The following is an 11,395-nucleotide window of genomic DNA, read 5'->3' as shown; positions in this document are numbered from 1 at the left end:
TATTGCTAACGTCCTGTCAGGCGCCGGCTTTGGTCCGCGCAGCGTTTTAATCCAATAGCAGGCTGTCCGGGAGCATCGAGATGGAAGACACAGTACTCAGGCTGATCGAAGAAGCGATGGAAGCAGACGAAGGCACCTTGAGCAAAGGACAAAGTCTGGATTGGGACTCCATTGCGGTCCTGACCTTCATGTCGCTTGCGAATGAAAAACTGGACAAGAACCTCTCGGCCAACCGTCTCAACGCTTGCAAGAGTGTGGATGACGTCATCGGTCTCGTTACAGAGTCATAAGCGATCAAGGGGCTTTCCAGGCGGTGCCGGTCAGCCCGGAAGAGGAACGTTGGGTGGTGAGTAATCCGTTTTCATTGAGCGGCAAATTGATCATGGTCACAGGTGCCTCTTCCGGCATCGGCAGCCAGGTTGCGATATGGCTGAGTCAGCAGGGCGCCCGGGTGGTGCTGGTTGCCAGGAACACCGAGCGGCTTGAAGCGACAAGGCGTCAGCTTCACGGTGAAGGTCACGGGGTCGAGCCTTTCGATTTGCTTGACGGGCATGCTGTCCCGGCATGGATGAAAACCCTGGCCAGGACCTACGCGCCCTTCGACGGGCTGGTGCATGCCGCCGGTGTACAGATGCCGCTACCGATTCGAGCCCTGGCAATCGAGCAATGGGAAACGGTATTTGCCACCAACGTGACCTCTGGCTTTTCGCTGATAAAGTCATTCAGGCAGAAAGGGGTCTTCGTTCAAGGGGCCAGTATCGTTCTGCTTTCATCGGTGATGGCCCAGGCTGCCCAGCCTTCTCTGATGGCCTACTGCGCCAGTAAAGGCGCAGTGGAATCGATGGTCCGCGCTGCGGCACTTGAACTGGCCAGAGACGGAATAAGGGTCAATGCCATTGCGCCGGGCATAGTGCGAACCGAAATGACCCGCAAGCTTGAAGATCTGGTCGGTATCGATTCCATGGCCGTGGTTGAGCAGAAGCACCCGCTGGGGTTTGGTGACCCGCTGGACATAGCCTATGCGGTCAATTACCTGTTGTCTCCGGCGGCTCGCTGGGTGACCGGAACATCGATGGTTGTGGATGGAGGATACCTGGCGCAATGAATGCCAATAGATTGCTCATCGTAGGTGCCGGTGCCTTCGGCCGTGAAGTGCATGCGTGGCTGACCGATTGGGTAGAGAAGAACCCTGGATGGCTCATCGCCGGATTCATCAATGACGGCCCCGGCTCGACCGAACGCTTCGAGCATTATCCGCCTGTCGTTTCGACGGTGGATGGCTACCAGCCAAAGCCTGAAGAGTATCTGGTCTGTGCGATCGGCGACCCGAGCGGCAAGCGCCTGGTTGTTGGAAAACTCCTTGCCAGGGGCGCGCAATTTTTCACCCTCATTCACCCTTCGGTCATCATTGGCGAAAATGTTTCCATTGGTCAGGGTGCGGTGATCTGTCCTTCAACGGTGCTCACGGTCGATCTTCGTATCGGCGCATTTGTAACCCTCAATATTGGTTGTCTGGTGGGGCATGACGCAGACATCGGCGACTTCTCCACCTTGAGCGGGCATTGCGATATCACTGGCGGTGTCGTGCTGGAGGAGGGTGTTTTCATGGGGACGCATGCCAGCGTCCTGCCAAAGGTAAGGATCGGCAAACAGGCTGTGGTCGGAGCGGGTAGCGTTGCAATACGCAATGTAGCCGCTGGCACTACAGTATTCGGTGTACCTGCCACACGCATATCGGGGTAACGCTCATGGGCGCTCATGCCAGGATCGTGAACATAGAATATGAACTGCCTGCTCATTCGCTAGACAATGAAACACTGGCGCGCGAATTTCCCGAGTGGGATGTCGAGAAAATCTTCTCGAAGACCGGTATTGGCGAGCGGCGTATCGTCGACAAGGATGAAACTGCGTCCGACCTTGCGTACCGCGCCTGCGAGAAGTTGTTTCTCAACGGAGATATTCAGCGCAGCGAAGTAGACGCGTTGATTTACTGCACGCAAAGCCCGGATTATGTATTGCCCGCCACCGCCTGCATTCTGCAGCACCGCTTGCAGCTCCCCACCCACTGCGCCGCCTTCGATTTCAATCAGGGCTGTTCAGGCTACATTTACGGACTTGGCATCGCCAAAGGGCTGATCGAGTCAGGGCAATGCCGGAATGTGTTACTGGTGACGGCGGAAACCTACAGCCGCTACATTCATCCGCAGGATAAAAGTGTTCGTACCCTGTTCGGTGATGCCGCGGCCGTGACCCTGCTCAGCGCGACCGAGGGCGGGCCTTTCCTGGAGCGTTTTCGTTATGGCAGTGATGGCTCCGGGGCGGAAAACCTGATGGTCCCGATTGGCGGTGCGCGAAGACCCTCGGCGGAAAACCTTCAGCCTGCCGAGTATCAGGATGACGGCGGCAGTGTGCGTACCGATGCACACCTGTACATGAATGGCCCGGCGATTTTCGAGTTTTCCATGACCCGCGTACCGCAGTTGTTCGCGTCGTTGTTCGATGACGAACTGGGTGTAGCCGATGTCGATCTGTTCGTGTTTCATCAGGCCAACCACTTCATGCTGGATGCCCTGCGTCGGCGTTTGAAGTTGCCGGTCGAGAAGTTCGTTTCTGCCTTCCAGCACTGTGGCAATACGGTGTCGTGCACCATTCCCATTGCGCTGAAGGAATCCTTGAACCGGGGTACGCTGAAACCGGGCGACCGGGTTGCTGCGGTCGGGTTCGGGGTGGGCTATTCGTGGGGGGCGTGCGTCATACGCTGGTAAACATCATCGCTCTGCGTCACCGCCCGGACGCAGAGCTTGTTGTCGGTTTGAATCCTTCCCTGATCAGCCCTTCAGCCAGGCATCGCGCCAGGCTTGCAAGTGATCGGCCTCAAGCATCCAGTTATCGATGACTGCCTGCCTCAAGGCATCGCCCTTGCGTGCGCACTCATCCAACTGGTCAATGTGTTGCTCGATGGCACTGACCCAGGCATTGGTTTCGTTTTCCACCCGAGTGACGGGCAGGTCTTCAGGCACGCTGAGCACATCACTGCAAATGACCGGAAAACCGCAGGCACCAAACTCCAGCAAGGCCACCGGGCTTTTGCTCCGGTTGATCAGATTCGACTCGGCCGGCACCAATACCAGATCCAGATTCAGACTGGCCAACGCCTCGGGGAACAAGGTGCCCTCCACGGGCGAACGCAGTTCATGAATGTAAGGGCGTAGCCAGCGCGTGCAAGGTCCCATGATGACCCACTCCACACGGTCTGCCAGCGCCTTGATGACTTCTGACAGAATCAGCAGGTCGCCTGTTTCTGTCGCCGTGCCTACCCAACCTACACGAGGTCTGGGACGAGTCTGGCGCTGGCTTCGCAGATTGCGCCACGGATCAGGCGCAAGTCGGGTTTCAACCACCTGAATGTTGAGGTGTGAGCCCTCTAGCAGCTCCGCCAGTGCTGTTGTGGGGACGGTGATCAGATCTGCCCGCGCCAGCCCGTGGCGCAGGGAAGCCTGCACTGTAGCGAGTGGCGCAGCGCTCTTGTCGATTTCAGCGTACGCCGGGTAGTGCGGCAGGTCGTAGGCCACCCAGGCGTTGGTGTGGTCCTTGATCGCGTTGATGCTGGCAATCAGGCTTTCATCTATCGGCCCCTGGATGACCACTGCATCCGGGCTGAGCCTGGCAATTTCCACGAATGGAAGCGGCGCATGGCTGATGATGCCGTCTGCCTCGCGCTCGGCGCTCAGGCTTTGCAGCGCGGTGCTGATGCGATTGCCGGCAGCCGCATGATTGCAGGGCAGAGCAAGGACCACCGGCAGTGGACGGTGGGTCAACGGCCGCCAGCTCAACTGCGGGTTGCTCTGGGCGACGAAACTGTCAGTCAGCATCAGGTTCTTGTTGTATGCAGGGTCCCAGGCCATGTAATGCAGCCAGCGGTGGTAGAGCGCGCGCGTCGCGAAGTCCAGTGCTTCAGCGTCGCTCTGTGCGTCGTCCGGGCGCAGCGCGACGATGGCGTGCGGTGTCCAGACGACCAGATGCCCGGTGCTGCGCGCCTTCAGGCACAGGTCCACATCATTGAAGTGCAGGGGGAACAAGTGTTCGTCCAGGCCTTGCACCTCTTCATGCACGGACTTGCGAATCATCAGGCAGGAGCCGCTGACAGCGCTGTAGTTCTGATCTGTTTCCAGACGTTGCGCATCGCTCGCAGATCCTGCGATGTCGCTGGCAGTGACGGTGGCCGCGGTGCCATTGAGGCCCATGATGATGCCGGCCTGCACGACATTACCATCCGTCGAAATGAGTTTCGCGCCGACAACACCCACTTCAGGGCGCAGTGCGTGGTTGAGCAGGTGGTTGAGCCAGTCCTGCTGAATGATCAGGGCGTGGCTGTCGAGCATCACAAGATAGTCGCCCAGCGCGTGTTCGGCTGCAGAGTTGAGCAGCGCCGACGGGCTCAGTGCCTGTTCGTGGCGAACGATGCGAATCCGTTCCGACTGCATCGAATCGATGGTCGCCAGCCATTGCGTGGTCTGTGCCGACTGGCTGTTGTTGTCGCAGATCAGAATTTCATAGTGCGGATACGTCGTGTTTTCCAGAATGCTCTCTACGCAGGGCAGCAGCGTTTCGAGCTGATCCTGCGAGGTGACGAGAATGGAGACCAGAGGCTGTTCGGCATGGCCGTAATCGATCCGGTAAAGTCCCGACTCCAGCGCATGCACCTTACTGCCTGGGTAGCCACGCATGTGCAGATGCCGTTGCACGGTGCGCGCCTGATCGTAGTTCTCCTGTGCCTGCCATAAGGGCGAGATGATCATCGGCTCGCAAGAGTGCGCAAATTCGGTATAGCCCGGACCCTCGATCATGCGCAGGATCAGGTCGAGTTCAATGGCCTGCGCGTGGGCTGGGTCGAAGCCGCCCACCTCCAGAGCTTTTTCACGATTGAACAGCCAGTTGCGGCTGGTTGCCGCCGGGCAGGTCAGCAGGTAATCCAGGCTGAAGTCCGGGCGAAAGGCCAGATGCGCGCCTGCCTGCGCATGCAGGGTCACTTCGTCGCCGAACACTGCGCAGGCTTCGGGCGTTTCGATCATTTTCATGACGGCGCACAGCAGGCCGCTCGAGGTGAACGTCGTGCCGGCGTCGACCAGGATCCACCACGCTTGATCGTTTTCCTGCATCAGCGCGTTGATGACCGTTGCACGGTTTTCCACGCTGGCATCCCGCCAGGGCAGTTGCGCTTGCAGCGGCGTCTGCTGGTCCCGGTCGTAGTCGGCAAGGACAAACACCTTGAGCTTGTCGAGCAGCGGCGCGTCGGACGCCAGGCTTTGCAGCGTGCTCAGCACGCTCTCGGGCTGCTGATTGAAATCTGACACGACAATAGCAATCGCAGGGCCGCCGTTGTGTTGTTGCAGGTGCTCGTTGAGCAACGCATGCTGGGCTGGCGTAGGTCTACGCTGACCGAGCCAGCCAGCGACACGGGTATTTCGAACGGTAGCTTCGGGCCTTCTGTCGAAGTAGGCCAGCAGGTCCATTTCCTGAATATTGTCGCGTTGTGACAGCGGAGCAACCTTGACCTTGCCATTGAGCTCGTCAGGCCTTACCCAGCCCAGCTCTGTGGGAATGCGCCTGAAGTTGGCGTGACCTTCGCGAGGCAGGGTCGGGTCTTTTCTGAATGCCTCGCTGCTCTGCTGATCCGACACCCGAAAATAGGACAGCGGGCGGGCGAGCATCGCCAGGTTGCCATGACGCAAGAGCTTTGCGTACATGGCCAAATCACCCAGCCCCCAGATCAGCACCTGTTGCAGGGACATGATGTCCTGCCCGAATACCAGCAGGTCTTCGCGACGACACATGACTGCACTGGGCTCGCCGACGAAGTTGATCGGGTGACTGGCCAGAAAGGACACCAGCTCCGGACCGTCCAGAACGACGTTTTTGCCGAATGGGTAGGCCGTGTAGAGGTTGTCTGCCAGCAGAGTGCCGTTGGCGTCGATCCTCTTTCTGGTCGCGGACACGACTTTGATGTCCGGGCTGTCGTGCATGACATCGAACATCAGGCGCACGCAGTCCGGGAGAAGGATGTCATCGTCGTAGAGAAACTTGATGTACTCACCCTGCGCACGCGCTATGGCGTGTGCGATGTTGTGAGGTTCGCCCAGCGGCGTTGCGTTTTTGAAATAGTGAATGGGCCAGCGGCTGTCCGGGCTGAGCTTTTCGACGATAGCCTTGATGCCATCGTCACGGCAGTCGTCGGTGATGATGATCTCGATGTCGTCGTGGTTCTGGCGCAGCGCGCTGGCAAGCGCTGCTTCGAAGAAAGCCGGTTTGTAAGCGGGGATGACAATACTGACCAGGCGTGAAGAACTCATCGCAATACCACTTTTGAAAAAGTTTTAAAAACCAACCGGGCAACGCAGTCGGCGTCCATGATCTGCAGTTGTCGTCAGCTTTTTTGGCCTATATACAAAACCGACTGTTCCGTAATGCCGTGCTGCTTGAAGACGCCTTCACCGAATGCCTGCGAGCCTAGGGCTTTCACGTCGAAACCGGCCTGCGTCAAACGGGACTGGAAGTCTTGCCTGGCATACATCCGCACATGATCGTCCTGGCCGAAGCGCGCCCAGCGCTCATCGACGCTTGGCTCGTCCGGGTCTTCTTCGGTTTCGGTGGCGGTCAGCAGAATCGGCACCATCAGGATGGCAGAGCCGCCTTTGGCCAGTACCCGAAACAGCTCGGACATGGCCTTGCGGTCATCAGGTACGTGCTCAAGTACGTGGGAGCACACGATGAAATCGAAGGACTCGTCGGCATACATGTGCATGTCCATGATATCGACCACGTCATCAGCCAGCGGCGAGAACAGGTCGGCCGAGCGATATCGGGCGTTGGGCAGGCTGCGCAGAAACTTCGAGAGCACCACTGCTGGCGCGATATCGAGGATACGCAACGGTTTGCCCGGCGGGTTGTCGAGCATGTTCATGGCAAACAGCGCGTAAAGCCGGTCGCGGTCCGACGCCATGCATTCGGGGCAGCTGTATTGCCCGACGTTAAGGGTTTCGAAGTCTTCGATGCAGTAGTGGACGTTCAGGCGGTGGAGGATTTCCAGATGGCTTCTACCCAGCGGATAGAAGTTCGGGAAACGACAGGAGCAGACCGGGCACGTTCGCATTAGCAGTTCTCTTTACTGGCTTTGACGATCACATCAATGATGCTGTCGAAGGCTTCATCCGTCAGGCTGTCGTAGATCGGCAGGCACAGGATCTGACTGGACAGACCGGTCGCGACACGCAGGCGATCGGGTTTTGCCGAGTCAAGGCCCCGGTACATCGGGAATGTGGAAATGAGCGGGTAAAAGTAACGGCGCGCCAGGATGTTGTGGTCGCGGAACCGCTGATAAAGGTCATCACGGGAAATCGCGAAGTCTTCGGTGACCAGCACCGGGAAGTACGAGTAATTGTGTTTTTCGGTGCTTTTCCAGAGGATTTTCAGCCCCGGCACCGTTGCCAGCGCATCGCGATAGCGTTCATCGATACGTTGCCGTTTCAAGAGCGCTTCGTCGATGTACTTCAACTGAAGCAGACCGAACGCAGCGTTGATCTCACTCATCTTGCCGTTGATTCCCGGCGCGACCACGGTCACTTCGTCAGCAAAGCCGAAGTTCTTCAGGTAATCGATACGTTGCTTGGTCTTGGCATCCGGACTGATGATGGCCCCGCCTTCGAAGGTGTTGAACACCTTGGTGGCGTGAAAGCTCAGCACCGACAGATCCCCGTGATTCAGCAGGCTTTGCCCGCCATGCTGAACACCGAACGCATGGGCGGCATCGTAGATGACCTTCAGGCCATAGCGATCGGCAATCTGCTGAATGCGGTCGACGTCACACGGGATGCCGTAGCAGTGTACGGGCATGATCGCCGTGGTTGCCGGGGTAATGGCTTCTTCGATGCGCTCCGGGTCCAGGTTGTAAGTACCCGGGTCGATGTCGACAAACACCGGCGTCAGGCTGTTCCAGAGCAGCGAATGGGCGGTCGCCACGAACGAGTAGGGCGTGGTGATGACTTCGCCCTTGATGCGCAACGCCTGAATCGCTGTCATCAGCGCCAGCGTGCCATTGGAAAACAGCGAGAGATGCTGCACGCCCAGGTACTCGGCCAGCTCCTTTTCAAGCTGCTGGTGAAACGGACCGCCATTGGTGAGCTGGCGGCTTTCCCATATGTGTTCGAGGTAGGGAATGAACTCCTCCAGAGGCGGTAACAGAGGACGAGTTACGGGAATCGGTGCGCTCATGGAGGGTTCTCTGCTCGTGTTTTATCCGATTGCTGTTCGAAAGGGCATCTGCTTCAAGGGCTTCCGGCAAAGGCGTTGCCATTGACATAAAAATGACAGTCGAACTGTTGTGACCGGGGTACACAGCAAGAACCCGGCCAAGACCGCTTTTGCCGGATCAGGTAGAGGTCGGGTAGTGATCCTTCTCACTAAGGTGTTTCAGTGCTTGATATCCCGAACGCCCGCTGCGTATTTTGTACGGGTTGCCGCCAAGCGGCCTGGCCCATGACAAAGGATTGAACCATGACACGCAATGACCCCCATCCGCTGGCACAGCTGCTGATGGGCATTGATGAAGTGGAGTGTGTGACCCCGGACCTGAACGGCGTGCCTCGCGGCAAGGTGATGACCGCTGCCGGTTTTCTGCAGGGCAGGCGATTGCAGCTTGCGCGGGGTGTGTTGCTGCAATGCATCATGGGCGGGTACCCGCCGTCACGGTTTTACGGTAGCGATGATGGCGACCTCGCGCTGCTCAGCGATCCGCAGCAGGTCCATCGTCTGCCCTGGAGCGAGCAACCGCGCGCCCTGGCCATCTGCGATGCCGAGGAGTTGAGCGGCGAGCGTTGCATGCTCTCGACGCGCAGCCAGCTAAAGGCCGTCATCGCCCGCTACGCCGCACGGGGGTTGGCACCGGTTGTGGCCACCGAACTGGAGTTCTTTGTCTTTGCGCCCAACCCCGAGCCGCTGTATCCGTTCGTGCCGCCGACAGGGCTGGACGGACGACGCGAGCAGGGGCATTCAGCGTTCAGTGTCAGCTCGAACAATGGCTTGCGGCCTTTTTTCGCCGAGGTATACGCCTGCATGGCGGCGTTGGGTCTGCCGCGTGACACGGTGATGCACGAGATGGGCGTCAGCCAGTTCGAGATCAACCTGCTGCATGGCGACCCGCTGCTGCTCGCCGACCAGACCTTTCTGTTCAAGCACCTGCTCAAGGAGGTCGCGCTCAAGCACGGGCTTATTGTTGTCTGCATGGCCAAGCCGCTCGCGCACACGGCGGGCAGTTCGATGCATCTTCATCAGAGCGTTGTAGCAACAGACTCCGGGGTAAACGTCTTCAGTGGTGCAGATGGCCAACCGACTGACACGTTTCGTCACTTTATCGCGGGTCAGCAGGCCTGCATGGCTGATTTCACAGCGCTGTTCGCGCCCAACGTGAATTCCTATCAGCGCCTGTGCCAGCCCTATGCTTCGCCCAATAACGCCTGCTGGTCCTACGACAATCGCGCAGCCGGCCTGCGCATCCCGTCGAGTGCAGCGGCGGCTCGAAGGGTGGAGAACCGTTTGCCAGGCGCCGACGCCAATCCTTATCTGGCTATCGCCGCAAGCCTGGCAGCCGGGCTGCATGGCATCGAGCAAAAGCTGGAACCCACCCCGCCCATGCAAGGCGCGATTAAGGTGCCGGAAGAATTGTCATTGCCGTGTACCCTGCACGCCGCTCTGGAGCGTCTGAAAAGCAGTCAGTTGGCCAAGGAACTGTTTGGTCATGAATTCATCGAAGGCTACATCGCGTCGAAGACCCTGGAACTGACCAGTTTTTTTGACGAGATAACCCCCTGGGAACGGCGCGTTCTGGCTGCTCAGGTTTAAGAATCGCAGTGTTGGGCTCGCCCGGTCGGGCGACTCCCTATTTTTGGAAAGTTGATGCGCCAAATCTGGAAGTCCTTTCGAGCGCTTTATTTTGCCTCGTTGATGATGTTGATCGGTTCAGGTCTGCTGAGCACTTATCTGGCCCTGCGCCTGGCGGCCGATCAGGTCGACAGCCTGTGGGTCGGTGCGCTGATGGCCGCCAACTATTTCGGTCTGGTCCTGGGGGGCAAGATAGGTCACCGCCTGATCGGCCGTGTCGGTCATATTCGGGCCTATGCCACCTGCGCCGGTATCGTCGGTGCGGCGGTGCTCGGGCATGGCCTGATCAGCTGGCTGCCCGCCTGGCTGGTACTGCGGGTGATTGTCGGTCTGGGCATGATGTGCCAATACATGGTCATCGAGAGCTGGCTGAACGAGCAGGCCGCCGCCAAACAGCGCGGCATGGTGTTCAGCGGTTACATGATTGCGTCCTATCTGGGCCTGGTGCTGGGGCAACTGGTACTGGTGGTCCACCCGCAACTGGGCCCTGAGCTGCTGATGCTGGTGGCATTGTGCTTCGCGCTGTGTCTTGTGCCGGTCGCCATGACCCGGGCAATTCACCCCGCACCGTTGCACCCGGCACCGCTGGAGCCGCTCTTCTTCATGAAGCGTGTGCCGCAGTCGCTGACGGCGGTGTTGGGTGCCGGGCTAATCATCGGTTCGTTCTACGGTCTGGCACCGGTTTACGCCGCCGAACAGGGGCTGTCCACCGAGCAGGTCGGTCTGTTCATGGGCTGCTGCATTCTGGCCGGGTTCCTGGTGCAGTGGCCATTGGGTCTGCTTTCCGACCGCTATGACCGATCCGTACTGATGCGCATCTTTGCCGCTGCACTGGTGGTGGCGTCATTGCCGCTGGCGGTGTTTCCGAGTGTGCCGGTCGAAGTCCTGTTCGGCGTCGGCTTTCTCGCCTCGCTGATGCAGTTCTGCCTCTATCCACTGGCGGTGGCATTTGCCAATGACCACGTCGAGGCCGAACGCCGGGTGTCGCTGACGGCCATGTTGCTGATGACCTATGGCATCGGCGCGAGTATCGGCCCGTTGGCTGCCGGCGTGGTCATGAAGCTGTTTGGCGGCCACATGCTGTATGCGTTCGTCTGTGGTGCCGGGGTGATTCTGGTGCTGCTGATCAGACCCAAGGCCGTTACCCATTTGCATCAGGTCGAAAACGCACCGCTGCATCACGTCGCCATGCCGGACAGCATGTCCAGTTCGCCGCTGGTGGTTGCACTGGACCCGCGTGTCGATGAGCAGGTGGTTCAGGAGCAGATGCAGACCACCGTCGAGCCGGAGTCCGAACCTGAGTCTGAAGTGGTGGCCGATGCCGACGCAGAAACCGAGGCACAGGCCGAGCCGGTCGCGGGCACGGAAACAGCCGAAGCTGAAGAGCACGAACGCGAGCGTGAAAGCGAGACCTGGAAGGCTTGAGTGTAGCGGGGGGGCAGAGCAGGGGATTACGGTGTGA

The 11,395-nt window shown here is 59.1% G+C and carries 9 protein-coding genes; 6 read left to right on the top strand and 3 right to left on the bottom strand.

What is annotated here, in order from left to right; all coding sequences use genetic code 11:
• Window positions 1–80 precede the first annotated feature (80 nt).
• The 4 genes from KP808_RS17015 to KP808_RS17000 are packed head-to-tail and all read left to right on the top strand — an operon-like array spanning window position 81 to window position 2,765.
• Window positions 81–290, top strand: a complete 210-nt coding sequence (locus tag KP808_RS17015; protein WP_058401306.1) for a hypothetical protein — start codon at window positions 81–83, stop codon at window positions 288–290.
• Window positions 291–343: 53 nt separating this feature from the next.
• Entirely contained in the window at window positions 344–1,105 is a 762-nt protein-coding gene (locus KP808_RS17010) for an SDR family NAD(P)-dependent oxidoreductase (RefSeq protein ID WP_230016535.1), read from the top strand.
• The gene (gene vioB, locus KP808_RS17005; protein WP_230016534.1) at window positions 1,102–1,743 is read left to right on the top strand and encodes a dTDP-4-amino-4,6-dideoxy-D-glucose acetyltransferase VioB; all 642 of its coding nucleotides are present in this window, start codon (window positions 1,102–1,104) and stop codon (window positions 1,741–1,743) included. Before KP808_RS17010 ends, vioB begins: the two co-directional genes overlap by 4 nt.
• 5 nt (window positions 1,744–1,748) lie before the next feature.
• Window positions 1,749–2,765 (top strand): ketoacyl-ACP synthase III, encoded by a 1,017-nt coding sequence (locus tag KP808_RS17000; RefSeq protein WP_057455990.1) that lies wholly within the window; start codon window positions 1,749–1,751, stop codon window positions 2,763–2,765.
• Between the two features lie 63 nt (window positions 2,766–2,828).
• On the opposite strand, the gene KP808_RS16995 is transcribed toward KP808_RS17000, so the two are convergent.
• The 3 genes from KP808_RS16995 to vioA all read right to left on the bottom strand — a co-directional run bounded on the left by KP808_RS16995 (window position 2,829) and on the right by vioA (window position 8,268).
• A complete protein-coding gene (locus tag KP808_RS16995; RefSeq protein WP_230016533.1) occupies window positions 2,829–6,350 on the bottom strand; it encodes a glycosyltransferase in 3,522 nt (1,173 codons plus the stop codon).
• 74 nt (window positions 6,351–6,424) lie between these two features.
• The gene (locus KP808_RS16990; protein ID WP_057402142.1) at window positions 6,425–7,150 is read right to left on the bottom strand and encodes a class I SAM-dependent methyltransferase; all 726 of its coding nucleotides are present in this window, start codon (window positions 7,148–7,150) and stop codon (window positions 6,425–6,427) included.
• On the bottom strand, window positions 7,150–8,268 hold the full coding sequence (vioA, locus tag KP808_RS16985) for a dTDP-4-amino-4,6-dideoxy-D-glucose aminotransferase VioA (RefSeq protein ID WP_230016532.1): 1,119 nt from the start codon (window positions 8,266–8,268) through the stop codon (window positions 7,150–7,152). The genes KP808_RS16990 and vioA overlap by 1 nt, the downstream gene beginning before the upstream one ends.
• 384 nt (window positions 8,269–8,652) lie before the next feature.
• Here vioA and KP808_RS16980 point away from each other — a divergent pair, with 384 nt between their 5' ends.
• Together KP808_RS16980 and KP808_RS16975 are read left to right on the top strand one after the other, a co-directional pair.
• On the top strand, window positions 8,653–9,894 hold the full coding sequence (locus tag KP808_RS16980; RefSeq protein ID WP_230018908.1) for a glutamine synthetase family protein: 1,242 nt from the start codon (window positions 8,653–8,655) through the stop codon (window positions 9,892–9,894).
• 54 nt (window positions 9,895–9,948) lie between these two features.
• The gene (locus KP808_RS16975; protein WP_004664422.1) at window positions 9,949–11,358 is read left to right on the top strand and encodes an MFS transporter; all 1,410 of its coding nucleotides are present in this window, start codon (window positions 9,949–9,951) and stop codon (window positions 11,356–11,358) included.
• The last annotated feature ends 37 nt before the right edge of the window (window positions 11,359–11,395 follow it).

It is taken from the genome of Pseudomonas savastanoi (assembly GCF_020917325.1).
Taxonomy (GTDB): Bacteria; Pseudomonadota; Gammaproteobacteria; order Pseudomonadales; family Pseudomonadaceae; genus Aquipseudomonas; species Aquipseudomonas amygdali.
Note: the sequence above shows the minus strand (reverse complement) of the source record. Positions and strands in the feature narration are given on the sequence as shown.